The 24551-nt window shown below is 43.2% G+C and carries 24 protein-coding genes, 1 tRNA gene and 1 pseudogene; 14 read left to right on the forward strand and 12 right to left on the reverse strand.

Features of this window, described 5'->3' with window-relative positions; all coding sequences use genetic code 11:
* Positions 1–49 precede the first annotated feature (49 nt).
* The gene (locus DJ533_RS07390) at positions 50–316 is read left to right on the forward strand and encodes a hypothetical protein (protein ID WP_052928020.1); all 267 of its coding nucleotides are present in this window, start codon (positions 50–52) and stop codon (positions 314–316) included.
* Positions 317–331: 15 nt separating this feature from the next.
* Here the strand turns inward: DJ533_RS07390 and tet(Y) are convergent, their stop codons facing one another.
* Entirely contained in the window at positions 332–1507 is a 1176-nt protein-coding gene (gene tet(Y), locus DJ533_RS07395; protein WP_011931119.1) for a tetracycline efflux MFS transporter Tet(Y), read from the reverse strand.
* 82 nt (positions 1508–1589) lie between these two features.
* On the opposite strand from tet(Y), the gene tetR(Y) reads away from it, so the two are divergent.
* Positions 1590–2213 carry a tetracycline resistance transcriptional repressor TetR(Y) gene (gene tetR(Y), locus DJ533_RS07400; RefSeq protein ID WP_011931118.1) on the forward strand — a complete coding sequence of 208 codons (624 nt, stop codon included), beginning with the start codon at positions 1590–1592 and terminating at the stop codon, positions 2211–2213.
* Between the two features lie 63 nt (positions 2214–2276).
* Here the strand turns inward: tetR(Y) and DJ533_RS07405 are convergent, their stop codons facing one another.
* Together DJ533_RS07405 and DJ533_RS07410 are read right to left on the reverse strand one after the other, a co-directional pair.
* Positions 2277–2573, reverse strand: coding sequence for a hypothetical protein (locus tag DJ533_RS07405; RefSeq protein ID WP_044501921.1), 297 nt, complete (start codon positions 2571–2573; stop codon positions 2277–2279).
* Positions 2574–2713: 140 nt separating this feature from the next.
* Positions 2714–4552: pseudogene (locus DJ533_RS07410) on the reverse strand (Tn3 family transposase); the annotation flags it as partial.
* Positions 4553–4612: 60 nt separating this feature from the next.
* Between DJ533_RS07410 and DJ533_RS07415 the strand changes: the two are divergent.
* Both DJ533_RS07415 and DJ533_RS07420 read left to right on the forward strand, forming a co-directional pair.
* The gene (locus DJ533_RS07415) at positions 4613–5317 is read left to right on the forward strand and encodes an IS6-like element IS26 family transposase (protein WP_001067856.1); all 705 of its coding nucleotides are present in this window, start codon (positions 4613–4615) and stop codon (positions 5315–5317) included.
* Between the two features lie 91 nt (positions 5318–5408).
* The gene (locus tag DJ533_RS07420; RefSeq protein WP_000902128.1) at positions 5409–5588 is read left to right on the forward strand and encodes a hypothetical protein; all 180 of its coding nucleotides are present in this window, start codon (positions 5409–5411) and stop codon (positions 5586–5588) included.
* 153 nt (positions 5589–5741) lie between these two features.
* Here DJ533_RS07420 and aph(3')-Ia read toward each other — a convergent pair whose 3' ends face one another.
* A complete protein-coding gene (gene aph(3')-Ia, locus DJ533_RS07425; protein ID WP_000018326.1) occupies positions 5742–6557 on the reverse strand; it encodes an aminoglycoside O-phosphotransferase APH(3')-Ia in 816 nt (271 codons plus the stop codon).
* 129 nt (positions 6558–6686) lie between these two features.
* Here aph(3')-Ia and DJ533_RS07430 point away from each other — a divergent pair, with 129 nt between their 5' ends.
* Positions 6687–7391, forward strand: coding sequence for an IS6-like element IS26 family transposase (locus tag DJ533_RS07430; RefSeq protein ID WP_001067856.1), 705 nt, complete (start codon positions 6687–6689; stop codon positions 7389–7391).
* Between the two features lie 33 nt (positions 7392–7424).
* On the opposite strand, the gene DJ533_RS07435 is transcribed toward DJ533_RS07430, so the two are convergent.
* Positions 7425–8501, reverse strand: a complete 1077-nt coding sequence (locus DJ533_RS07435) for a DUF4158 domain-containing protein (RefSeq protein WP_001138080.1) — start codon at positions 8499–8501, stop codon at positions 7425–7427.
* Between the two features lie 125 nt (positions 8502–8626).
* Between DJ533_RS07435 and DJ533_RS07440 the strand changes: the two genes are divergently transcribed.
* Together DJ533_RS07440 and DJ533_RS07445 are read left to right on the forward strand one after the other, a co-directional pair.
* Entirely contained in the window at positions 8627–9241 is a 615-nt protein-coding gene (locus DJ533_RS07440; protein ID WP_000904906.1) for a recombinase family protein, read from the forward strand.
* 118 nt (positions 9242–9359) lie between these two features.
* A protein-coding gene (locus DJ533_RS07445; RefSeq protein ID WP_223672967.1) for an IS3 family transposase occupies positions 9360–10492 on the forward strand; the annotation gives its coding sequence in 2 pieces (ribosomal slippage) (positions 9360–9612 and positions 9612–10492; 1134 coding nt in all).
* 31 nt (positions 10493–10523) lie between these two features.
* Here the strand turns inward: DJ533_RS07445 and DJ533_RS07450 are convergent.
* Both DJ533_RS07450 and DJ533_RS07455 read right to left on the reverse strand, forming a co-directional pair.
* Positions 10524–11420 (reverse strand): SIR2 family protein, encoded by an 897-nt coding sequence (locus DJ533_RS07450; RefSeq protein ID WP_065994886.1) that lies wholly within the window; start codon positions 11418–11420, stop codon positions 10524–10526.
* Positions 11421–11875: 455 nt separating this feature from the next.
* Positions 11876–12871: a helix-turn-helix transcriptional regulator gene (locus tag DJ533_RS07455; RefSeq protein ID WP_065994885.1), complete on the reverse strand. Its 996-nt coding sequence runs from the start codon at positions 12869–12871 to the stop codon at positions 11876–11878.
* Positions 12872–13107: 236 nt separating this feature from the next.
* Here DJ533_RS07455 and DJ533_RS07460 point away from each other — a divergent pair, with 236 nt between their 5' ends.
* From DJ533_RS07460 to DJ533_RS07480, 5 genes are all read left to right on the forward strand, one after another.
* The gene (locus DJ533_RS07460) at positions 13108–14667 is read left to right on the forward strand and encodes a circularly permuted type 2 ATP-grasp protein (RefSeq protein WP_065994884.1); all 1560 of its coding nucleotides are present in this window, start codon (positions 13108–13110) and stop codon (positions 14665–14667) included.
* 22 nt (positions 14668–14689) lie between these two features.
* Positions 14690–15298 carry an alpha-E domain-containing protein gene (locus tag DJ533_RS07465; protein WP_065994883.1) on the forward strand — a complete coding sequence of 203 codons (609 nt, stop codon included), beginning with the start codon at positions 14690–14692 and terminating at the stop codon, positions 15296–15298.
* Positions 15295–16074 carry a transglutaminase family protein gene (locus DJ533_RS07470; protein WP_065994882.1) on the forward strand — a complete coding sequence of 260 codons (780 nt, stop codon included), beginning with the start codon at positions 15295–15297 and terminating at the stop codon, positions 16072–16074. The genes DJ533_RS07465 and DJ533_RS07470 overlap by 4 nt, the downstream gene beginning before the upstream one ends.
* Positions 16075–16145: 71 nt before the next feature.
* Positions 16146–16880: a proteasome-type protease gene (locus DJ533_RS07475; RefSeq protein ID WP_065994881.1), complete on the forward strand. Its 735-nt coding sequence runs from the start codon at positions 16146–16148 to the stop codon at positions 16878–16880.
* A gap of 205 nt (positions 16881–17085) precedes the next feature.
* Positions 17086–17505, forward strand: coding sequence for a BLUF domain-containing protein (locus DJ533_RS07480; RefSeq protein WP_065994880.1), 420 nt, complete (start codon positions 17086–17088; stop codon positions 17503–17505).
* 60 nt (positions 17506–17565) lie between these two features.
* On the opposite strand, the gene alr is transcribed toward DJ533_RS07480, so the two are convergent.
* The 4 genes from alr to DJ533_RS07500 all read right to left on the reverse strand — a co-directional run bounded on the left by alr (position 17566) and on the right by DJ533_RS07500 (position 22283).
* The gene (gene alr, locus DJ533_RS07485) at positions 17566–18639 is read right to left on the reverse strand and encodes an alanine racemase (protein WP_065994879.1); all 1074 of its coding nucleotides are present in this window, start codon (positions 18637–18639) and stop codon (positions 17566–17568) included.
* Positions 18640–18911: 272 nt separating this feature from the next.
* Complete coding sequence (locus tag DJ533_RS07490; RefSeq protein WP_065994878.1) at positions 18912–20342, reverse strand: amino acid permease; 1431 nt, start codon at positions 20340–20342, stop codon at positions 18912–18914.
* Between the two features lie 259 nt (positions 20343–20601).
* A tRNA-Glu gene (locus DJ533_RS07495) sits at positions 20602–20677 on the reverse strand.
* Between the two features lie 175 nt (positions 20678–20852).
* Positions 20853–22283 carry an amino acid permease gene (locus DJ533_RS07500; protein ID WP_065994877.1) on the reverse strand — a complete coding sequence of 477 codons (1431 nt, stop codon included), beginning with the start codon at positions 22281–22283 and terminating at the stop codon, positions 20853–20855.
* Between the two features lie 213 nt (positions 22284–22496).
* Here DJ533_RS07500 and DJ533_RS07505 point away from each other — a divergent pair, with 213 nt between their 5' ends.
* On the forward strand, positions 22497–23021 hold the full coding sequence (locus DJ533_RS07505) for a YaiI/YqxD family protein (protein ID WP_171488544.1): 525 nt from the start codon (positions 22497–22499) through the stop codon (positions 23019–23021).
* 9 nt (positions 23022–23030) lie between these two features.
* Positions 23031–23948, forward strand: a complete 918-nt coding sequence (locus DJ533_RS07510; RefSeq protein WP_065994876.1) for a DMT family transporter — start codon at positions 23031–23033, stop codon at positions 23946–23948.
* Between the two features lie 5 nt (positions 23949–23953).
* Here the strand turns inward: DJ533_RS07510 and DJ533_RS07515 are convergent, their stop codons facing one another.
* On the reverse strand, positions 23954–24529 hold the full coding sequence (locus tag DJ533_RS07515; RefSeq protein WP_065994875.1) for a hypothetical protein: 576 nt from the start codon (positions 24527–24529) through the stop codon (positions 23954–23956).
* Positions 24530–24551: the final 22 nt, after the last annotated feature.

Genomic DNA, 24551 nt, shown 5'->3' on the forward strand with positions numbered 1-24551 from the left:
AAATCAGCTATGTCCGTATTCCCTCACCTGAAGACTTCTGGTGATGAAAATGGCATCCCCACCCGGAAACTGGAAAACCCGCTATAAAGCCAGTGATCTTGCAGACCATCAAAGATTAGAAATGACCTGCAAGAAATGTAACCGCCTTGTTTATATCAATAAGGCAATGATCAGCTCAATTCGAGGACACGAGCAATTATATTTGGACGAAGTTGAACGACGCGCACGCTGCAAAGCTCAAAATTGCCGTGGCACCATGCGCATGGCAATGGTGCGTCTTGATGAACTCAGCGGTTTTATTGGCGGGATTGCTTGATCTCCCGCCAAGATTTTAAGATCGCAATAAACTGGCTGACTGGCGCAATAATGGTATAGCAATAAGATAAAGGCTTGCTGCGACGAGCCAAACCCAACCATCCCACTGCCCCGCGGTTAAGCCATAAAGCGTCGTAAATCCGACCGGCCCGATAATCGAGGTTATATTCGTCAACCCCGTTAAAGTTCCCTGTAAAGCACCTTGTTTTTCATCGCAAACAAGACCTGAAATAATGGCCTGCAAAGCAGGCATACCAATGCCGCCTGTGGCCAGCATAAAAATTGCCGGCAGAACCATCCAGCTTTGCGTGATAAAAGCCAGCAATAAAAACCCGCACATATCAGCGCCCATTCCAAGCAGCAACACACCGCGGTCACCCAGTCGCTTTGAAAGAGTGCCGGTTAAAACAGCTTGTACGAATGTATGTGCTGCACCAAAAACGGCCAGCGACACACCTGCTGTGCCAATATCCCAATTCAAGCGCTGTTCGCCATAAATCACCCACAAAGCGGCGGGCGCCTGCCCAATCAGCTGCATAAGAAAAAACAACGCAAAAAAGCTGGCAAGTCCCTGAACTGCAAAATTGAAGCGAAAGCCTTCAAACAAATTGATTTTGGCTGGCTGTCCTTCAGGCGGTTGTGACGGCGTTTTGGGCAACAAGAAAGCCACCAAACAAAAGGCAATTGCATTGAGAAGAGCCCCTGCCACAAAGGGCGCATGCACAGATATATCACCAAGAACACCGCCAATAGCAGGCCCTGCAATCATACCTGCACCAAAACACGCCCCCATAAAACCAAACCAACGCGCACGTTCTTCCTGTTTAGTTGTATCAGCGATAATTGATGCCGCGATTGCACCAGTTGCTCCGGTAACACCTGAGATAATCCGGCCGATATAAAGCACCCATAAAACAGGCGCTGCCGCCATTATGCTATAATCAATCGTGGCACCTAAAAATGAAACCAGCAAAATAATCCGCCGTCCATAGCGGTCAGATAACCGCCCTAAAACGGGCGCGCAAAAGACCTGCATAAACGCATAAAGCGATAAAAAAACACCATAGTGAAATGCTGTTTGCTCTGCCGGTACAAATTCATTTAATAAAGCCGGAACCACCGGCATGATTAATCCCAAACCAATCGCATCAAGCGCGACAACAATGAGTGCGGTTATAAGTGATTTTGACATAGATGTGACTTTTATTTATCATTGATAAGTTGGCGATAATAAACTTTATCAACGATAAATTGTCAAGAGGTAATGCAATAAAATGACCAAATTGGATCGTGAGACCGTTATTCAGGCTGCACTTGAACTTCTCAACGAAGTCGGTGTTGACAATTTAACAACGCGAAAATTGGCCGAGCGCCTGAAGGTGCAGCAACCTGCTCTTTATTGGCATTTTCGCAATAAGCGCGCCCTGCTTGATGCCTTATCTGAAGCCATGTTAGAAAAAAATCACACCCGCACCGTGCCTCAGACAGGAGAAGACTGGCGTGTCTTTTTAAAAGAAAATGCACTCAGCTTTCGTAGCGCACTGCTTTCTTATCGTGATGGCGCACGCATTCATGCGGGCACACGCCCAACCAGTGCGCAATATGAGCGCGTGGAAAAACAGATCAGATTTTTATGTGAGAGCGGATTTGAACAGCCCGATGCCGTACGGGCATTAGTGATTGTCAGTCATTATACGACGGGCTCTGTCAGTGAGCAGCAAGCAGCCCTCGAAGATAGTTCTGAACGCAAACAAGCCTCAAAAGAAGCCCCTGCACAGCCATCACAGTTTCTATCTCATGCCTTTGATACATTCGATGCGGAAGGTGCCGATTTTGCCTTTGAATATGGATTGGATGCTTTAATTTCCGGTCTGGAAATGAAGAAAGCCACAAAATAACTTAGCAGATGCAACATAAAAAAGCCCCGCAAAGCGAGGCTTTTAAAATGATTAACTTAAAGATTATGCTTTTGGTGCAGCTTTTGGTTTGCGTGTTGAATAGACGACAAAGAACCCTGCAACCAAACCATAACCAAGCCATTTAAATGGCAGTATATCCGCATCTTCGCTGCGGATTGCACGTACCGCAACCGTGCCCGGACGTGTTTCCACACCCGCTTTACCACTGCTTTGAGCCGCTTCAATCTGATCAGGTGAGACGACCCATTCACGGCCTGTATATTTATCATAGGCCATAAAACCAAAGCCCACGATGAGTGCGGTGATTGCGCCTGCAATCAAACGAATGCGCATATTCATATCAAATTTCCATTATTTAATCTTGTTCAGCTTTTAAGCTGACAACAGCAAAAACATCAATTAGCAAAGCCGATCACTTATTATTATCTAATTCAAAATCACAAAATGGGGTCGTTTGCGGGAGGGGGCGGAATCCTACGCTAAGGCTTTGGCCAGCGATATTCTCCGGTGAGATTGATGTGTTCCCATCCGAGCGGCGAAACATGGGCCAAGAGATCGGGCGATAGCAGCTTTCCATCGCGTTTCTGGTTTGCAACGACCTCGCCGAGCTTCATGGTGTTCCAGAAGATGATGATGGCGGCGAGCAGATTCATGCCGGCGATGCGGTAATGCTGGCCTTCGGCGGAACGGTCGCGGATTTCACCGCGGCGGTGGAAGCTGATTGCCCGCTTCAGCGCATGATGAGCTTCGCCTTTGTTGAGCCCGATCTGGGCACGCCGTTGGAGTTCGGCATCCAGAATCCAGTCGATCATGAACAGGGTGCGCTCGACGCGACCGACTTCCCGCAGGGCTGTCGCGAGCTCGTTCTGCCGCGGATAGGAGGCGAGTTTCCGCAGAATCTGGCTTGGCGCGACGGTCCCGGCAGCAATGGTGGCGGCGATGCGCAGGATGTCGGGCCAATTGCGCTCGATCATGGCTTGGTTGACCTTTCCGCCGATCAACGCTCGCAGGTGCGCCGGGGCGGCCGACGGATTGAACGCGTAGAGCCGTTTGGATGGCAGGTCGCGGATGCGCGGAGCGAACCGGTAGCCGAGAATGGCACATGCGGCAAAGACGTGATCGGTGAAGCCGCCCGTGTCGGTGAACTGCTCGCGGATATGGCGTCCAGCATCGTTCATCAGCAGGCCATCGAGGATGTAAGGCGCTTCGCTTGCCGTTGCAGGAATCACCTGGGTTGCGAACGGCGCATATTGGTCGGAGACGTGGCTATAGGCTTTCAGGCCCGGGGTATTGCCATATTTCGCGTTGACCAGGTTCATGGCCTCACCTTGCTCTGTAGCGACGAAGAACTGTCCGTCGCTCGAAGCCGACGTGCCCATGCCCCAGAACCGGGCCATGGGTAACGCTGCCTGTGCCTCGACCACCATGGCCAGCGCCCGGTCATAGGCTTCGCCCTCGACATGCCACCGTCCAATGCGGATCAATTCCCAGAAGGTGTGGGTGTTTGTCGCATCCGCCATTTTGCGCAAGCCGAGGTTGATCCCTTCCGCCAAGATAACGTTCATTAGCCCGATCCGGTCAGCGCAGGGTGCTCCTGTGCGCAGATGGGTGAACGCTTCGGTGAAGCCGGTCGCCGCATCCACCTCCAGCAGGAGATCGGTGATGCGCGTGGGCGGGATCTGCTTGTAGAGATCGAGCACCAGATCTTCGGCGCCTGTCGGCGCGGCGGCTTCGAGTTTCTCGATATGCAGAACGCCGTTTTCAATCGACCCGCCCGGGATCGTGCCTGCGCGAGCGGCACGGCCAAGCTCGCGCAACCGCATGTCGAGGCGAGCTTGCCGGTCTGCCAGCCATTCCTCCGGCCGCAATGGCACAGCGAGACGACCGCCTTCCGCGATGGATTGTGCCGGAACGAGTGCGTGTTTCAGATCGCCATAGCGCCGGGACCTAGTAAGCCAGACATCTCCGGAGCGGAACGCATCGCGCAGATGGAACAGCACCGCGATCTCCCATAGGCGAGCGTCGCCAGCCCTCTGGGCCCGAAGGTGGCGATGCCATTTCGAGCTGGGCCGCAAGAAGCTGGTCATCGCGGCATCGTTCAAACCGGTACGAAGGGCCGTCACCGCTTCCAGAAGCGGCAGTGCAACGGGCGCAGCTCGCAGATCGAGCAGGCGCAACATGCGTGGAGCGTATCGGCGGAAGCGGTGATAACCGTCGAGCACATGATTGAGCGGATCGTCGGCCATGGTGGCGGTCAGCCTGGTTGCCATTGCAACAAGGGTTTTTAAGCCGTCCCACCCTGACCCACTCGCGATGGCACTGTTGCAAATAGTCGGTGGTGATAAACTTATCATCCCCTTTTGCTGATGGAGCTGCACATGAACCCATTCAAAGGCCGGCATTTTCAGCGTGACATCATTCTGTGGGCCGTACGCTGGTACTGCAAATACGGCATCAGTTACCGTGAGCTGCAGGAGATGCTGGCTGAACGCGGAGTGAATGTCGATCACTCCACGATTTACCGCTGGGTTCAGCGTTATGCGCCTGAAATGGAAAAACGGCTGCGCTGGTACTGGCGTAACCCTTCCGATCTTTGCCCGTGGCACATGGATGAAACCTACGTGAAGGTCAATGGCCGCTGGGCGTATCTGTACCGGGCCGTCGACAGCCGGGGCCGCACTGTCGATTTTTATCTCTCCTCCCGTCGTAACAGCAAAGCTGCATACCGGTTTCTGGGTAAAATCCTCAACAACGTGAAGAAGTGGCAGATCCCGCGATTCATCAACACGGATAAAGCGCCCGCCTATGGTCGCGCGCTTGCTCTGCTCAAACGCGAAGGCCGGTGCCCGTCTGACGTTGAACACCGACAGATTAAGTACCGGAACAACGTGATTGAATGCGATCATGGCAAACTGAAACGGATAATCGGCGCCACGCTGGGATTTAAATCCATGAAGACGGCTTACGCCACCATCAAAGGTATTGAGGTGATGCGTGCACTACGCAAAGGCCAGGCCTCAGCATTTTATTATGGTGATCCCCTGGGCGAAATGCGCCTGGTAAGCAGAGTTTTTGAAACGTAAGGCCTTTGAATAAGACAAAAGGCTGCCTCATCGCTAACTTTGCAACAGTGCCGAATTTAGCGCGGTCGCTAAACATTTCGGCACCACCCAGGTGCTGCACGATATCAATCTGAAAATTGATGCCGGTGAATACCGGCTGGCTGCCGACGATCCGGATGAGGAGAACACCCTCGCCACGGCAGTTTTCACCCTCGATGCCAACCACGTCAGGTGGCAAATTTTCGACATTAACCGCGACGATGCTAAATTTCAGGGAGAAGTGCGTGGGTGAGATAGCCGGTCGTCAGTCATAAAGGGCAGGGTAGTACCGTTGGCCCGGCGTTCGATAGTACCGTCCGGATACTGCCAGATATCGGCGTCCAGGGAGATGTCCTGAAGCGCGGTGTCCGGAATTTCAGGTTTGTGTCTCTACAAAGACTAACTATCAGAAAAACTCATCGAGCATCAAATGAAACTGCAATTTATTCATATCAGGATTATCAATACCATATTTTTGAAAAAGCCGTTTCTGTAATGAAGGAGAAAACTCACCGAGGCAGTTCCATAGGATGGCAAGATCCTGGTATCGGTCTGCGATTCCGACTCGTCCAACATCAATACAACCTATTAATTTCCCCTCGTCAAAAATAAGGTTATCAAGTGAGAAATCACCATGAGTGACGACTGAATCCGGTGAGAATGGCAAAAGCTTATGCATTTCTTTCCAGACTTGTTCAACAGGCCAGCCATTACGCTCGTCATCAAAATCACTAGCATCAACCAAACCGTTATTCATTCGTGATTGCGCCTGAGCGAGACGAAATACGCGATCGCTGTTAAAAGGACAATTACAAACAGGAATCGAATGCAACCGGCGCAGGAACACTGCCAGCGCATCAACAATATTTTCACCTGAATCAGGATATTCTTCTAATACCTGGAATGCTGTTTTCCCGGGGATCGCAGTGGTGAGTAACCATGCATCATCAGGAGTACGGATAAAATGCTTGATGGTCGGAAGAGGCATAAATGCCGTCAGCCAGTTTAGTCTGACCATCTCATCTGTAACATCATTGGCAACGCTACCTTTGCCATGTTTCAGAAACAACTCTGGCGCATTGGGCTTCCCATACAATCGATAGATTGTCGCACCTGATTGCCCGACATTATCGCGAGCCCATCTATACCCATATAAATCAGCATCCAGGTTGGAATTTAATCGCGGCCTCGAGCAAGACGTTTCCCGTTGAATATGGCTCATAACACCCCTTGTATTACTGTTTATGTAAGCAGACAGTTTTATTGTTCATGATGATATATTTTTATCGGCACTGTTGCAAATAGTCGGTGGTGATAAACTTATCATCCCCTTTTGCTGATGGAGCTGCACATGAACCCATTCAAAGGCCGGCATTTTCAGCGTGACATCATTCTGTGGGCCGTACGCTGGTACTGCAAATACGGCATCAGTTACCGTGAGCTGCAGGAGATGCTGGCTGAACGCGGAGTGAATGTCGATCACTCCACGATTTACCGCTGGGTTCAGCGTTATGCGCCTGAAATGGAAAAACGGCTGCGCTGGTACTGGCGTAACCCTTCCGATCTTTGCCCGTGGCACATGGATGAAACCTACGTGAAGGTCAATGGCCGCTGGGCGTATCTGTACCGGGCCGTCGACAGCCGGGGCCGCACTGTCGATTTTTATCTCTCCTCCCGTCGTAACAGCAAAGCTGCATACCGGTTTCTGGGTAAAATCCTCAACAACGTGAAGAAGTGGCAGATCCCGCGATTCATCAACACGGATAAAGCGCCCGCCTATGGTCGCGCGCTTGCTCTGCTCAAACGCGAAGGCCGGTGCCCGTCTGACGTTGAACACCGACAGATTAAGTACCGGAACAACGTGATTGAATGCGATCATGGCAAACTGAAACGGATAATCGGCGCCACGCTGGGATTTAAATCCATGAAGACGGCTTACGCCACCATCAAAGGTATTGAGGTGATGCGTGCACTACGCAAAGGCCAGGCCTCAGCATTTTATTATGGTGATCCCCTGGGCGAAATGCGCCTGGTAAGCAGAGTTTTTGAAACGTAAGGCCTTTGAATAAGACAAAAGGCTGCCTCATCGCTAACTTTGCAACAGTGCCCTCGCGATGACATCGCCCAGCGGCTGGCCATCATCCTGTGCATCGACCAGGGCGCCCCCGATCTCGGCGAAGGATTTCAGGGTGTCACGCACCACCCCCGCTTCGTCTGCGACCTTTGCATGGCAAATACGCTCCGAAGCACGGTAGAGACGGCCGACGATCCGGTCGTGGGTTTCGACCACTGCGTCGGCCAACATCGCCTGCCATTCCGAGACGCAAACAGCCAAGATCGCAAGCCGCCTGTCCTCCGGGAGATCGCGCATGCCGTCGGCATAATACCGTTCACCCTGCCTGCGCAGACGAGTCACCCGATGGGCAGGAACGCCGGCAAGCAGATCCTCGGGGAGATCGACGCGTTGCAGATATTCGAGCCGGTCGAGCAGCCGGTTGGCCGACGAAGAGTTCGAGCCAGGCTCGAACTGGCGCAGCCACACAAAACGGGTCACCCGATCATCAGCCGTCTCCTCGAGCAATGCCAGCAACTGTTCTCGGATCGACATAGGCAGCCGACTGGCGATCCTCGTCTCGATGCGTCGCTCGGCATCGACGAGAGCCGCGGCACAAAGCCGCTCGATCGTGGATGTCGCGGGAAGGACAGTGCGGGTGCGTCGGCACTCGGCTACGAAGCGACGGGCGATATCCTCGTTCGACACCGCCATCTCGGCTTCTCGGAACAACCATTCCTTCAGCTCGCTCGCACCACGTCCGGAGAAGGTGCGGAAGCCGTAGAGCCCCCGTAACTCGGCAAGATGCTCGTGCCGTGTTTCCTCGCGGGCAGCATAGTCTACGAGATCGTCGGCACCCAGGCCAAGCTGCGCTCCGATAAATTCGATGACCTCTGCAGGGATCAGTTCGCCTGGAGCCAGCACCCGGCCGGGATAGCGCAGGACACACAATTGCAGGGCGAAGCCGAACCTGTTGTGAGCGCGCCGACGCAGCCTGATATGCCCAAAGTCTTCATCACTCAGCGTATAGTGCTTGAGCAAATCCGTCTGTGAAGTCGGCAAGCGCAACAGCGCGTCTTTCTGCCGATCGGTTAGAGTGACGCGACGCGGCATACATGTTCCTTTTTCAAAATCTGATAGCGTTCAAGACGCTTTGTTTATGAAGCTGGTTGAGATACATTTCCAGAGGTCAATGCAATCGTGGCCGAAGCGCCGCCTCAAACCAACGTTTGTGATACATGCTGATCGGATATGCCCGCGTCTCCAAAGCCGATGGCTCGCAGTCTCTCGACCTGCAGCACGACGCCTTGCGCGCCGCAGGTGTCGAACGGGACAATATCTATGATGATCTTGCTTCCGGCGGTCGTGATGATCGCCCTGGCTTGACTGCCTGCCTCAAGTCATTGCGTGACGGCGATGTGCTGGTGGTCTGGAAGCTCGATCGCCTCGGACGATCGCTTGCCCATCTGGTCAACACGGTGAAGGAGCTGTCAGACCGCAAGATCGGCCTGCGGGTTCTGACTGGAAAGGGCGCTCAGATCGACACCACGACTGCGTCCGGTCGCATGGTGTTCGGAATCTTCGCCACCTTGGCCGAGTTCGAGCGGGATCTGATCCGAGAGCGCACCATGGCGGGTCTCGCCTCCGCGAGAGCGCGCGGTCGCAAGGGCGGACGAAAATTCGCGCTCACCAAAGCTCAGGTGCGTCTCGCGCAAGCCGCCATGGCCCAGCGCGATACTTCAGTTTCCGATCTCTGCAAGGAACTCGGCATCGAGCGCGTCACTCTCTACCGATATGTCGGTCCCAAAGGCGAGCTCAGAGACCATGGAAAGCATGTTCTCGGACTTACGTAGCAACTCGTTTCTTTTCGCAGGTTGAGCCACAGAGGTGGATCAGGAAATTTGAACAACACTTATAAGTGATATTTTGCTCCCCAAATGATGTTATAAACATCAATATATGGAGTATTTTATGACACGTAGACCAAGAAGAAATCATTCAAATGACTTTAAAGCTAAGGTAGCACTTGCTGCGATTAAAGCAGAAAAAACACTTGCTGAATTGAGTGCTGAATTTGATGTTCATCAAAACCAAATTATTGACTGGAAAAATCAACTGATTTCAGCTTCCTCGCAAGCTTTCGATCAATCAAAAGCTCCAACAGAACCACCCATCGATCTAAAAAAACTACATGCAAAAATCGGTGAGCAGGCATTAGAAATTGATTTTTTAGAAGGTGTGTTGAAGAAACTGGGTCGCTTCAACCACAAAAGTTAATCGATGACTCACTTCAGATTTCAGTATCTAAGCAAGCTAAGCTGCTGAAAGTCTCCCGTGGTTGTTATTACTATCGCCCAAAACCTGTGAGTGAATCAGATCTGAAGCTGATGCGCTGTATGGATGAGTTACATATGCAATACCCTTTTGCAGGTAGCCGTATGATGCGTGATTTATTGAATCGTCAAGGACATCATATAGGACGACGTCATACACGTACTTTAATGAAGAAAATGGGCATTAATGCGTTATATCGTAAACCAAATCTAAGTCAGGCCAATCAAGCTCACCGTAAATATCCATATCTGCTCAAAGGATTGGCTATTCAGCGCAGTAATCAAGTGTGGTCTACGGATATAACGTATATCCCTATGGCAAAAGGCTTTGTTTATTTATGTGCTGTGATTGATTGGCATAGCCGCAAGGTACTTGCGCATAGAGTATCGATTAGTATGGAGGTTACATTTTGCATAGAAACATTAAATGAAGCTATTGAAAAATATGGCCGACCTGAAGTCTTTAATACAGACCAAGGCAGTCAGTTTACCAGTGATGCATTTATTGATGTATTGAAATCAAATGGCATTCAAATCAGTATGGATGGTAAAGGTCGATGGGTTGATAATGTGATGGTTGAACGATTATGGCGGAGCGTTAAATATGAAGAGGTGTATCTCAAAGCCTACAGCAATGTTTTGGATGCGAAGAAGCAATTAAACGCATATTTTGAATTTTATAATTTGAAACGACCTCATTCGAGTCTGGACAAAATGACTCCAGATGAGTTTTACTATGACCAGCTACCACAACAAAATAAGGTAGCTTAACTAGAGCAGAGTATCACTTATAAATAAGCTTTTAGTTGTTCAAACAAGTGGGACCACCTCTGTAATCTTGTATAACATTAAGCTGTTTATCTAAAAAAATATAAGGATTTAAAAATAGCTCAGGAGGAAAGCAATCAAGTTCTTTTGCGAGTTCAATTAAGAAATCATCTGCATAAATATCACCAATATAATGTGTAATATTATTGTTTTTATTTAGAAAAGCTCTAACACTTTCAGATTCCAGTTCATCAATTGTCGCTTTAGTTCCCGTCCAAATTAAACGGTGTTGTTCAGAATATTTGTCTTCAAGCAATGGGAAAAAAGCATCAGCATTGCCACTATAGCCAATAAATAAACTTGGATTAGAATTTAAAGTATTTGCGATAAAATCACTAAGTTTTTCTGTATGTTCTTTAGTTTCATCCTCTGTATTTAATTGAACAAAGCCAGTACCTTGACCATGTAGATGAACAATGGAAGGATCATTAATCAAATGATACAAGTGTGGATTAGCTGTCGCAAAATCATAAATAGATGGATGTAATCCAAGCATATTACAGGCACGAGAAAGAATACTGTCGAAATTAAAGGTTAAAACACGTTCAATATAATTAGCTTGCATTAAACAAGCCAATGCAATGTGTGCCCAATTTATTTTTTTGTTATCAATAATATGTGGTTTAAGTAAATGTCTACGCTCATCTTTATCAAGCGCAGACATATATTTTCCATAATTATATTTGTCCTTTTCATGATCAATATTTTTAACTTGTATTGGAAACTTTTTACATATTTCTTGAATTAATCCAGTCGCAGAAGGTACATCAGCTTTAACTGAACAGCCTGCACCAGTAAAAAACACATAGGGTTTTTCATTTTCTTTAGCTTGTTTTAATAGTTGTGCGACTTCTTGTACCGTGAAACTCATAGTGTAAGAACCTAATATACATCTAAATTATGATTAGAAAGTGATGAGTGAAATTTATTATGGATACAACCTAAGTAGATTGCAAATATATAGTTTCTATGACGCTATATTGTGAGTTCGATACTTAAGGTGCCCATATAAATACTCACTTTTTTGCTTTAATGCTAAAAATAGCAAAATAAGTGTTTAATAAAAAATCAGCATAGATTTGCAGAATCACTTATTTCACAATCGATAAAGTTTGCATTAAATTTATTTTATGTTCTTCACACGAGGTTAAAGCTTATGACGATGAAAAGTATCCGCTTCAATACAGGTGATTTAGCCTGCTAAACTGCCAAGTTATTTTCATTCTTCAATAATTTTATGATGAAGCAAGTTGTGAGTTTACTTCATCAGTTTTGAAAATAATAAAAAACTTGAGAATATTTTAAAGAGCCTGCGGGGGCTCTTTTTTATTCTATTTCATGTACTGCATTAAAAACTTCAATAGGTTCAATGCGAATTAATTTTTTACCAAAACTTCTTAGCCACCAGACCAACTGTGAAGTGAAAGGCACAATTGCACTGACTTCATACAGTTCATCATTCAGTTTTTTGACTTTTTGTGCTTTGCTCAGCTGACTTTCAGTAAAATATTGCGCATCATCCTCATGCATTACCAATTTTAATGCGACATTTTCAGTCGGTTTGTTGAAATCCACACGGAAACCAAGTGCGCCCGAGTCGATGTAAGCATCAATATCAAAATCAACAGGATGTAAAGCACGGCTGTCTAGAACCGTGGCTGATTTAAAGCGATGTAAAGCAAAGGTTTGTACTTCTGACTTATCGTAGCGGGTACAGATGAGATAAATAATTGCTCCTTTTTGAACCAAACCAAGTGGATTTAAGATATAGGTTTTTTCTTCACCTAAATGCCCACGTGCACGATACACACATTCGATTTGCTTGTCTTGTAATAAACCTTCATAAATGGCTTGTTGTGCCTGACGTTCGACGATTGGAGGAATTACAGGTTGATTAGCAGGCACGATACGCACGCGATTGATCCACTGACGAACGTTATTTTGTGTTGAAAGACTACGCCGTGCTAAATCAAACCAAGGATTCATTTCTTCGATTAAACTGGGTGGCAATAAGTGATTAAGATGTTCTTCTACCATCATAAAAGTAACCGCTTGTGAACTGGTCATATGCGGTAAGCTTTGAATTGGGGCATCGGAACGCCAACGCCAACCTTGAGGCACTGTTTTATTACTTTCAATTGGAAAGCGCTGTGCAATTTGGTTTAAATCACGCTGAATGGTGCGTAAACTGATTTCAATTCCTTCACGTTCTAGAGCTTCTTGTAATTCACGGGTGCCCATCCATTTTCCAGTAGACAGACGAGATAAAATTTGCCACTGACGGTAGAGGCTATTTGACGTTTCTTTTTCTTGAGAAGACATAATTCAGTTACAACATCAGCGAATAAAAGAAATAAACCTGAATAACAATAGGAAATATCAGACAGTTAAGCAAGACTTATCTAGAAAAAAATCTGTCTATATTTTGAAACAAGTTTGCGCAAAACTATACTTGAGTGTTTATGTGATTGCTGAATTAATAATCAAAACAGTGAAATATTTTGGCATTGTTGTTGCTTATATCCAAGTGACCATGCATCACAAAAATAGAGGTTTGTATGTTTAAAGAAGATTATCTTACAAATTCAAGTCTCGATCATTTTACAATGCCGATCACGAGAATAGAACACTTAGAAACTCAAGGCGATTTCAATGTATCCACTGTACCAACTGATTCAGGTCAAGCGCTTTTAAAGCAAATTCAAACCCAGTTTTTTAATGAACTTTGTGATGATGTGCAGCTTCCTATAGAAATCACCCAAAAAATAGAAATATGGTTAGCACAGCATAGTTTAGAGGAATTACAACAACTCAATGATGTATCCAAAGCCCATTTTGCTTATCACGGGATTACATTTACAGTGTATAGCGAATCTGAAAACTTGGAACGTAGCATTCCTTTTGACATGATTCCTCGGGTTATTGCGAAAAAACAATGGGCAAAAATTGCAGCGGGTTGCACACAACGGGTTCAAGCTTTAAATCTATTTTTACATGACATTTATCATGATGCTGAGATTTTAAATGCTGGCATTATCCCGAAAGCACAGGTATTTGCTCATGAGGCTTTTCAGCCGCATATGTTGAGTTTTCATGTAAAAGGGCAAATATACAGCCAAATCAGTGGCGTGGATTTAGTGCGAGATCGAACAGGTGAGTTCTATGTACTTGAAGATAATTTAAGAACACCTTCAGGGGTGTCTTATATGTTAGAAAGTCGTAAAATTAGCCAAAAAATCATGCCTGAATGGTGTCAGGTGAGTTTACAAGGTATTGAACATTATCCAATTTTATTAAAACAAGTGTTAGCAGAAAGTGCTTATGTCGACTCACCTTTTATTGTGGTTTTAACACCAGGGCGGTTTAATAGTGCTTATTATGAACATGCTTTTCTTGCAAGGGAAATGGGTGTTCCTTTAGTAACATCACGTGACCTTTATGTTGAGAACGACAGACTTTATGTGAAAACTGTCCGAGGTCGGCAACAAGTTGATGTAGTTTATAGACGTATTGATGATAATTTTCTTGATCCACTGTGTTTTAGACCCGATAGTATGTTGGGTATTGCAGGACTGATGTCGGCATATTTAAAGCAACAAGTGGTGATTGCCAATGCACCAGGAACAGGTGTTGCAGATGATAAATCAATTTATCCTTATGTGGATAAAATGATTGAATTTTATCTAGGTGAACAGGCACTTTTACACAATGCGCCAACCTATTCTTGCCGTGATCCCGAACATTTAGATTATGTTTTAGCACATATGGAACATCTGGTGATCAAAGAAGCCCAAGGGTCGGGCGGGTATGGGATGTTAATTGGTTCTCAAGCCAGCGATGCTGATCTTGCTTATTTTAGACAAAAACTAATCATAGCACCTCATACATATATTGCTCAGCCTATTTTAGATTTATCAATTTCCCCGACACTGACTGAAGACGGTGTCGAAGCACGTCATGTCGATTTGCGACCATTTATTTTAAGTTCGCCTGAGCGGACAGAAGTTGTACCTGGTGGTTTAACACGTGTTGCAATGCAAAAAGACTCATTGGTTGTAAATTCCTCTCAAGGTGGCGGAATTAAAGACACATGGGTGCTTGATCAATTGCATAACTGATGCAAACATTAGGAGAATAAAAATGATTTTGTTAAGCAGTAATGCACAACATATTTTTTGGTTAGGGCGCTATTTAACTCGTATCCAATATTTGTGTAGCTTATTTCCCTTTAATGATGATGAGGCAGCCAGGCAATACGCACATGCGTTTTGTCTGCCCGCATTTGATGCTTTTTCTTTAAATGAATTAGTTTTGGATCATGAACAACCTGCTTCATTTCACCAACAATTTCAAAATGCTAAAAATAATATTCATGATTTGCGTGGTGTTTTGTCCGCACCTTGTTTTGCTGAATTAAATCAATTATTACACCAAGCGCAACAGCATGCTGCCTATATTTGTGATATTGCAGTTGAATGCAATGATGTACTTGAAACAGAAGCCAATGAAATGCTGTTCATGTTTTTCTGCTTAGGTCAAAAGATCGAACAGTTAGATCGACAAATTCGTCTACAACAAAACCGCAGTAAGATATTGGGTGAGCTTGATCTATTGATTGAGCAACTCTATGACATCGGTTGGACAAGTTTAGAAGATGCTTGGCAACAACTGAAACAAACCCCTGATTGTAATAGTTTTTATCATTTTAGTGACCATATGCAAAACTTATTTGAAATGGATGTCGTATGAAATTGATGATCAATCACCAAACCTATTATCAATATACTGCGCCTGCAAAAAACAGTATTCAGTATATTAAAATGATGCCACAGAGCAATCATCATCAACAGGTACAGTATTGGAACATCAGTGTTCCTGGGGAAAATCGCATCCAAAAAGATCAGTTTGATAATGTTTGGATGACGGCTAACCAGCGTTTTGAATATTCAGAATTGATGATTATGGCACAGGGTGTGGTTGAGATTGATCAAAATAATGCATTTGGAATCGACTCTAATATTGATCCCATCCATTTTTTACAACCCACTCCATTTACAGCGTATACAGCTGAGATGCTGCAATTTGCACAGAGATACGTGCCCTATGTAAGTGTGCAAAATTTAAGAGCATTGGCTACCGCGATTTTAAATGAAATGCCGTATTTACCAGCAAGCACCACCGTGATGCATACAGCGATTCAGTCTTTTGAGGCAAAGCAAGGGGTTTGCCAAGATCATAGTCATGTATTTATTGCCATGTTAAAGGCTTTGGCTGTTCCTGCACGTTATGTATCGGGATATTTATTTGCCAATGATCAAGCTCACCTTGCTAGTCATGCATGGGCAGAAGCTTTTATTGATGGACAATGGCATTGTTTTGATGTCAGTAATCAATTGTTTCAACCAAATACGCATATTTATATTGCAGTAGGGCGGGACTATTGGGATGTTGCCCCCGTGCGTGGTGTACGTTCACAAGGCGGAATAGAGTCTATGCATTCAATTGTGCAAGTTTTAGCGTGCTAATCGACTATAATTGGGTGCATATTGAGTTAAATAGATAAAATGCTCATTGACTAGAAAAATAAGGAAGATCTATGACCTATTGTTGCGCACTCCGTTTAAAAGAAGGCTTGGTCTTTATCAGTGATACACGTACGAATGCTGGCGTAGATCATATTTCTGTATTTCGTAAACTTTACACTTTTGGGCGTGAAGGGGAGCGAATGATTTGTATTCAAACCTCTGGCAATCTCGCTACAACCCAAGCAGTGATTGGGCATTTAAGAAATCATTTGGCACTCAATCAAGAGCCAAATTTATACAGTGCCAATACGATGTTTGAAGTAGCCAGTTTGGTTGGGCAAATTTTACGTAAAGTGATAGCAGATGTGACGGATAACACCCATGAGCAAAGTAATTATTTTTGTTCATTGTTGATCGGGGGGCAAATTTTGGGTGAAGACATGCAGCTTTATAATATTTACCCACAAGGCAACTTTATTTGTGCAACCAGTGATACGCCTTATTTTCAGATTGGAGAAAGTAAATACGGTAAGCCGATTTTAGATCGTGCATTAAGTTATGATATTGCTTTGGATGAAGCATTGCGCTGCGCCCTGATTTCGTTTGATTCAACTTTACGTTCTAATGTGTCAGTCGGAATGCCATTAGATACCCTGATTTATCAAAAAGACTCTTTTATTATTCCAAAAGGAAAAAGAATTACCGAAGAAGAACCGTACTTTCAAGATATTAGCAAACAGTGGTCAGAAACTCTGAAAAAAGGCTTACAAGACCTTCCGATTCCGAATGAAGATTTTTTTAAATAAAACTTTAAATAAAAGATTGCTTAAAACTATAAATTTAAATATTGTCTTAAGGTGGTTTATTTAAATATTTTTTAAATATATGCAATAAACAAACGTGCATTTAAGTTAAAAGAAAATTTGATTTTAGGACGAGATTAACTTCTTAAATGTTTAAATTTAAAATATTCACTCAAGATAATGAGCTGAACACAATAAGCAGAAAATCATGTTTCAATTATGTTATGTAAGTACTTCAGCATCATCAGAAAATGAAATTTTAATGGATTTAAGAGATATTTTAGGAGAGGCAAGAGATTTTAATGTGCAACATGACATTACGGGCGTGCTTTATTTCGCTGATAAATATTTTTTTCAATGTTTAGAAGGCGATGAAGACGCTATAAAAATTTTATATGAAAAGTTAAAAAATGATAAACGTCATTATGAGTTGCGAAATTTTCAACCTAAAACGATTCAGACGGCTCATTTTTCAAAATGGGCAATGAAATATGTAAATCGCAGTGGCGATGTGCATGATTATTTTAAATCACTTGGTTTAGATGGTTTCCAGCCTTATGAATTAAAAGATGAAGAGATTGATCATTTTTTAGTTAAATTATATGAGCTCAATGCAGATCAAGTTTAAATGATGTGTCAATAAGCATCCAAGTCTAGGCTGGGATGCTTAAAAGTATCCAAAAAAGTATTATATCTTTTTCCGTACTGGACGTGCGCTCATACGACAAAGTAATTCATAGCCAATGGTACCGTTGGCATCAGCGACATCATCAACTAAGCGGTGTTTACCCCAAAGTTCAACTTCTGTACCTAATGCTGCATCTAATCCTGTGACATCAATCGCAATCATATCCATCGCCACTCGACCAATCACACGAGTTGGCTTTTCATTGATCGCAACATAGTTTTGTTTTGGAAATGCGCGTGGATAACCATCTCCATAACCAATAGACACAATGGCAATATCCATTGCTGTATCGGCTACAAAGGTTGAGCCATAACCCACAGATTCACCTTGTTCAATATGATTTAAAGCAATAATTTCTGCGCTAAACGTCATGACAGGTTTGATGTCTAACTCATTTATAGATTTGTCTGCAAAAGGTGAAGCACCGTAGAGCATGATACCCGGACGCACAAAGTCAAAATTGAGTTCGGGCCATTTAAAAATTGCAGCAGAGTTACAGCATGACGCCATAATCGGTGCACAGGCTGCTTTTACCTGTAGAAATTGATTTTTTTGTTGTTCATTTAAAGGATGATTTTCTGCATCAGCGTTGGCAAAGTGCATGGCTAATACACACGTAAAACCTTCTGCTTTTAGTGCGTGAATCACATCAATAATCTCAGATACTTTAAAGCCTAAACGGTTCATACCACTGTTGAGTTTTACCCAAACTTTTAAATTTTTCGCAATATATGCTTGACGATGTGCATGTAACCAATCGAGTTGAACTTGATGATGCACAACCACTTCAATATTATTTTCAATGACTGCGGTCATTTCATCGGCACTAAAAATGCCTTCAATCAAAGTAATAGGTTGTTGAAAACCCAATTCACGAATTTCTAAAGCTTCTTCTAGACAAGCAACACCAAAGGCATCAGTTTCACTTAAGGCGGCTAAGCAGTCTTTTACGCCATGCCCATATGCATTGGCTTTTACCATGCTGACAATTTTAGCAGTTGGGGCAAGTTGTTTGACACGGTTTAAATTATATTGCAGCGCTTCACTATCAATATAAACAGTTGCTTGACGCACCCTGATCACTCCTTCAGGAAGAATAAAAACATAAACGTGCAGTAAGAACTGCACGTTATTTTAAGATTTTTAAATACTTGCTTGAGTATTTTCAATCGCTGCTATTGTAAGCCGATCACTCTAAAATAAACATCAACATTTATGTTTTTCATCGTTTTAACGATCTGTATCGGAAAAATACCTTCACTATAACCGTGTTACAAGGTTTTTAAAACGGATATAAAAAAAGAGCAGATGAATCTGCTCTTTAAGATTTAACTATTCACTTCAGCTTAATCTGATGAGTGTAGTTTGTCTTTATATAAATAAGCATAACTAGCATAACAACATGCAATGAAGATCAAACAGCAAATAAAACCCACGATCATATCAGGATCAAAAACCATACTGATACAGGTAATAAAACAGAAAATAAAACCGAGTATGGGAACAAGCGGGAACAGTGGTGCTGAAAAAGCAAGCTCTTCTTTACGATGTCCTGCTTTATACCATTCTCTACGGAAATTAAACTGACTCCAGCAAATACTCATCCACACCACAACCATGGTGAAAGCTGCAACCCCTAAAAGATTTTTGAAAATGGTTTCAGGTGCAAACTGCTCTGACAATAACCCTGGCAATGCACCTAGCATGGTCACCATCACAGCAATATAAGGAATACCACGTTTGTTTAACTTTGAAAACACGGTAGGTAATTGTTTTTTTGCAGAGAGTGACCACATCATCCGTGAGGCAGCGAACAAGCCTGAATTTGCCGCAGATAATAATGCAGTGATAATCACAAAACGAATGATATCTTCAGCATAAGGAATACCAATATGATTAAAAACCGTCACAAAAGGACTGCTGCTTACGCCCTCAGCATCTAATCCTGCCATTTCATGTGGCAACAGCGCACTAATGACAATAATCGTTCCTACAAAGAAGATGAGTAAACGCCAAATGGCTGTATTAATGGCTTTAGGCACATTCTTCGCAGGATCTTTGGTTTCACCTGCTGCGACACCGATTAATTCCGTACCAGAAAATGCAAAATTCACAATCAGCATGGTCGTAAAAATTGGTACTAACCCATTAGGAAACCAACCATTTGCAGTTAAATTACTAAATAATGGCGCAGCGCTATAGCCTTCATAATTGATAATGCCAAAAATCGCCAACAAGCCTAATAAAATAAAAGCAACAACCGTGACGACTTTAACCAAAGAGAGCCAAAACTCAGATTCAGCAAACCAACGTGTAGAACTCATGTTGAGTCCAAACACTACAGCAGCAAAAATAATCGTCCATAACCACATCGAAATATGCGGAAACCATTCTTGCATCAACAGTGCGGCAGCAGTGAATTCTGTTCCTAGTGTTGCAGACCATGTCAGCCAATATAACCAAGTTACGGTATAGCCTGTCGCTGGACCAATATATTTGTGTGCATAGGTTCCAAAAGAACCAGATTCAGGCATATGTACTGCAAGCTCACCCAAGCACAGCATGACCATATAGGCGACAATACCCCCTAAAATATAGGAAATAATGGCACCAATCGGTCCAGTTTGTGAAATGACTTCACCCGAACCTAAAAATAAGCCAGTACCGATTGCACCACCGAGTGAAATCATCACAAGATGTCGTGTACTCATTGCACGTTTTAATGGCGCAGAATTCCCTTGAGATTGGGCATCATGCTGAGTAGGAGATGACTGCATAAAAGTAATTTAGCTAAATAAGAAGCGCAACATTGTAGGTGTTATTGATGTAGAGTTCAAAGAAGAATTGATAAAGTAAATACAATTGTCATATTTAAATCGTATGATCAAGTGTTCATGGGTTTTTACTTATGAAAATAAGGTTAGAAGGAAAGGGGAAGTATATTGAATGAGGTAAGTTAAACTAAATTCATAGAATCTTAAAAATTAAATAAATATAAACAATGGAAATTTAAACTTAGAATTTTAATATAATATATGGCGACCCTACGGGGATTCGAACCCCGGTTACCGCCGTGAAAGGGCGATGTCCTAGGCCTCTAGACGATAGGGTCGTGGTGAGGAGTTGCTATAATAGGGATAACAATACCTCTTGTCAAAGGATGTTATTAAAAAAATTATTCAAGTGTTTATTTAATCAACATTAAAATATAGAGATTTTTTATTACTTCATTTTGAAAGGAAAGGTGAATGTTTTTAAAAATATTCACCTTAAAAAACTCTTTCTTGCTAAGATTTTTTATTATGGTATAGCCAATAATAACTCGCATAACAAGCTGCCATAAACAGTAAACAGCCAATAAAACCAGACAGCATTTCAGGGTCAGCAGCCATGCTTAAACCTGTAATCGTACACGTAATAAAGCCTAAAATAGGTACAAGTGGATACCATGGCGTTCTAAATTTTAACTCAGCCAAAGTGTGACCTTCTTTTAGCCAATTGCGTCGGAAGTTAAACTGACTCCAACAAATACTCATCCATACGATCACCATAGTAAAAGCAGCAACACCGAGTAAGTTTTTAAAAATAAAATCTGCGCCAAATTGTTCAGAGAGTAAGCCTGGTAAACCACCGATCATGGTCACTAAAATCGCAATCACGGGAGTGCCTGATTTGGTCAGTTTAGAAAATACTTTAGGTAATTGTTTTTGTACTGAAAGCGCCCACATCATGCGTGAAGCTGCATATAAACCAGAATTTGCTGTGGAGAGTAAAGCGGTAATAATCACGAAGCGCATAATGTCTTCAGCATACGGAATTCCGATATGGTTAAATACAGTTACAAAAGGACTACTACTTAAACCATTACTATGTTCCGTATTTAAACCTGTATCTTGATAGGGCAATAATGAGCTAATGACGATAATTGTACCTACAAAGAAAATCATTAAACGCCATACTGCGGCATGAATGGCTTTAGGCACATTTTTTTCAGGGTTTTCAGTTTCGCCTGCTGCGATTCCGATCATTTCTGTACCATTGAATGCAAAATTGACAATTAACATGGTGGCAAAAATAGGAAAGAGTCCATTCGGCAGCCAACCATGTTCAGTTAAGTTACTGAATAATGGTGCAGAGCTATAACCATCAAAAGAAATAAAACCAAGAATGGCAGCTAAGCCTATCAAGATGAAAATTGCCACGGTTGCCACTTTGATAAAGGACAACCAAAACTCAGATTCAGCAAAAAAACGAGTAGAGTAGAGATTAGAAAATAACACGCCACAGATAAAAATCAGCGTCCAAATCCATATTGAAATATGTGGAAACCATTCTTGCATCAATAAGGCAGCTGCGGTGAATTCAGTTCCAAGTGTCGCTGACCAACCGAGCCAATACATCCAAGACACCATATAGCCTGTCCCTGGACCAATATTATTGGCAGCAAAAGCGCCAAAAGACCCTGTCACAGGTTGATTCACCGCAAGTTCGCCTAAACAGAGCATCACCATATAGGCGATCAAACCGCCAATAATGTAGGCAATAACTGCACCCAAAGGTCCAGCTTGTGCAATCACTGAGCCAGAACTTAAAAATAAACCCGTTCCAATCGCACCACCCAATGACAACATAATCAAATGACGGCGAGACATGGCTCTTTTTAATGAAATAGGTTTACCCTCAGCATCAAGTTGCTGAGAAGAGGTAGGAGAATCCATAATGAAAATAACGCAAGATTTTTAAAAGCGCATTTTAGGATAAAAAGTGAAAATTAACAAAACAGTCATTATGAAACAGAGTGAAATATTATCGAATAGATAAAACCTAAGGAATTTTATACGAAAATAAAGAATTTAAATTGCATAATATGAGAATGGCATAGCAAGTTTTGCGGAGATAATTTTTTAAAAAGCTTCGCTTGATCATATTTAATGGGCAAACTTTTGCTACAATCGGCACAATGCTATTTAGAGAGAAATTTTGTGCTGCCATTTAAACTTTGGGTCGATGCCGATGCCTTACCAAAAATATTGCGTGAAGTCATTATTCGTGCTTCGGATCGTTATCAACTTGAAGTCACTTTTGTTGCGAATCAACCTGTTGGAATTACTCCCTCAGTACGAATTAACTCGATTCAAGCCTTAAGTGGTGCAGATCAAGCTGATCAAGAAATTGTTGAGCGTATGCAAGAGCATGATATTGTCATCACTCAAGATATTCCGCTTGCAGCACAAGTCATTGAAAAGGGTGGTGTTGCGATTCATCCTCGTGGGGAAGTTTATACTTCTGCCAATGTCAAAGCTCGCTTACATTTACGTGATTTTATGGATACTTTACGAGGTGCTGGTGTACAAACAGGCGGTCCTCCACCGATTTCTGAGCGTGATAAACGAGAGTTTTCCAGTAGTTTAGACCAGACCATTTTAAAGCAAAAACGTAAAACAGCAGCGCAGTAGGACATTTCGATGCCATCGAAAAATAACATCATGATGACCTACATTTTATTGGTCTTCATTTGGGCGAGTACGCCACTAGCCATCGTTTGGAGTGTGCAAGACATTCATTTAATGTGGGCGTTGGTGATCCGCTTTTTGATTGCTTTACCTATTGCTGCCTTATTATTGCTCCTTCTTAAAATTCAATTTCCTGTCAATAAAATTGCCTTACACAGTTATTTGGCGGGTTCTTTTAGTTTGATTGGTTCGCAAATTTTTACTTATGCAGCGACTAGTTATCTGAGTTCAGGCATTATTGCCTTGATGTTTGGTTTAGCACCAATCATGGCGGGGCTGATTGGGCGGTTTGGTTTTCAGCAAAAATTACAAACATTACAGTGGATTGGAATGTGTGTTGCGGTATGTGGGCTGGCGATTATTTGTACCAGTGGTGGGGCAACACAACATGTGCATCCAATCGGTATCGCATTAATGATGATGAGTGTATTTACGTATTCACTTTCTATCTTTTGGGTGAAAAAAGTTAATGCAACTGTTGAACCAATGGCGCAAGCAACGGGTTCGATTTTAGTTTCGACCCTGATGGCATTGTGTATCGTACCATTTATTTGGCAATATGCACCTGACCATATTCCTGAAACCAAGTCTTTATTGGCGCTACTTTATACTGTGATCATGGCGTCGTTGATTGCGATGTTCTGTTATTTTAAGTTAGTACAAAATATCAAAGCGACCACGTTGTCTTTAACTACAGTGATGACACCGATGCTCGCTATGCTATTTGGCGCAATTTTAAATAATGAAAGTTTATCTTTGATGGTTTTTGTCGGTGCAAGTGTTTTATTATTTGGTTTATTTTTGTATTTCTATAAAGATTTAAGAGCAAGTCGCGAACTTGCTCATAAAATCAATAAAATGAGTGAATAATATGCTTACTCAACTGCTTCAGTCGAATCGATACATTCTGCTAATTTGACCTTATCTTGCGGGTGTAAAGTCACAAAATACGCCCCAATACGATACTGTTCAGGATCTTCACAGGTCAATTCTGAGTAAGCAATTTGTGCTGTAGCTGCGATATGAAAGAAGTTTTCAGCATGACTGAGTGTCACATGAATGTAAGTACCTTCTTTGATATTTTGCTTGCTGAAAAAACTAAAACCACTCTCAGAAAAATTCACATTTTGTGGTGTTGGTAACATGGTTTGTACAATTGAGTCGTACAGAGAACCTGTTATGAGGTTTAATTTTTGATTGAATAAGGATAAGATTCGAGCAATTTGTTGATCTTTTTCATTTAATTGGTCTAATTCGTATTGAAGTGCATGATCAAATTGATCTAATTCTGCAAGTAGTAGAAAATAGCGCGGCAATACAAAATTTGGATCGTATGGATCGTTAAGGGCAACGTCATCAGAAATAATCTGATAGTTGATTCTTAATGCAGCATCGATTCGAGACATGACTCGACGCTCATTCGCTTCGGCATGATGCTGTAACGTTTCCATAAAACACCTCGGACTTTGATGG

It is taken from the genome of Acinetobacter defluvii, from assembly GCF_001704615.3.
Classification (GTDB): domain Bacteria; phylum Pseudomonadota; class Gammaproteobacteria; order Pseudomonadales; family Moraxellaceae; genus Acinetobacter; species Acinetobacter defluvii.

Excerpts from the sequence above, each read along its gene's own strand:
- DJ533_RS07415 (WP_001067856.1), top strand. The coding sequence starts at position 4,613 with ATGAACCCATTCAAAGGCCGGCATTTTCAGCGTGACATCATTCTGTGG.
- DJ533_RS07515 (WP_065994875.1), bottom strand. The coding sequence starts at position 24,529 with ATGGAAACGTTACAGCATCATGCCGAAGCGAATGAGCGTCGAGTCATG.
- DJ533_RS07500 (WP_065994877.1), bottom strand. The coding sequence starts at position 22,283 with ATGGATTCTCCTACCTCTTCTCAGCAACTTGATGCTGAGGGTAAACCT.
- DJ533_RS07430 (WP_001067856.1), top strand. The coding sequence starts at position 6,687 with ATGAACCCATTCAAAGGCCGGCATTTTCAGCGTGACATCATTCTGTGG.
- DJ533_RS07475 (WP_065994881.1), top strand. The coding sequence starts at position 16,146 with ATGACCTATTGTTGCGCACTCCGTTTAAAAGAAGGCTTGGTCTTTATC.
- DJ533_RS07435 (WP_001138080.1), bottom strand. The coding sequence starts at position 8,501 with ATGCCGCGTCGCGTCACTCTAACCGATCGGCAGAAAGACGCGCTGTTG.
- DJ533_RS07510 (WP_065994876.1), top strand. The coding sequence starts at position 23,031 with ATGCCATCGAAAAATAACATCATGATGACCTACATTTTATTGGTCTTC.
- DJ533_RS07440 (WP_000904906.1), top strand. The coding sequence starts at position 8,627 with ATGCTGATCGGATATGCCCGCGTCTCCAAAGCCGATGGCTCGCAGTCT.
- DJ533_RS07390 (WP_052928020.1), top strand. The coding sequence starts at position 50 with ATGGCATCCCCACCCGGAAACTGGAAAACCCGCTATAAAGCCAGTGAT.
- DJ533_RS07480 (WP_065994880.1), top strand. The coding sequence starts at position 17,086 with ATGTTTCAATTATGTTATGTAAGTACTTCAGCATCATCAGAAAATGAA.
- DJ533_RS07470 (WP_065994882.1), top strand. The coding sequence starts at position 15,295 with ATGAAATTGATGATCAATCACCAAACCTATTATCAATATACTGCGCCT.
- DJ533_RS07490 (WP_065994878.1), bottom strand. The coding sequence starts at position 20,342 with ATGCAGTCATCTCCTACTCAGCATGATGCCCAATCTCAAGGGAATTCT.
- DJ533_RS07505 (WP_171488544.1), top strand. The coding sequence starts at position 22,497 with ATGGGCAAACTTTTGCTACAATCGGCACAATGCTATTTAGAGAGAAAT.
- DJ533_RS07405 (WP_044501921.1), bottom strand. The coding sequence starts at position 2,573 with ATGAATATGCGCATTCGTTTGATTGCAGGCGCAATCACCGCACTCATC.
- DJ533_RS07460 (WP_065994884.1), top strand. The coding sequence starts at position 13,108 with ATGTTTAAAGAAGATTATCTTACAAATTCAAGTCTCGATCATTTTACA.
- DJ533_RS07450 (WP_065994886.1), bottom strand. The coding sequence starts at position 11,420 with ATGAGTTTCACGGTACAAGAAGTCGCACAACTATTAAAACAAGCTAAA.
- DJ533_RS07465 (WP_065994883.1), top strand. The coding sequence starts at position 14,690 with ATGATTTTGTTAAGCAGTAATGCACAACATATTTTTTGGTTAGGGCGC.
- DJ533_RS07455 (WP_065994885.1), bottom strand. The coding sequence starts at position 12,871 with ATGTCTTCTCAAGAAAAAGAAACGTCAAATAGCCTCTACCGTCAGTGG.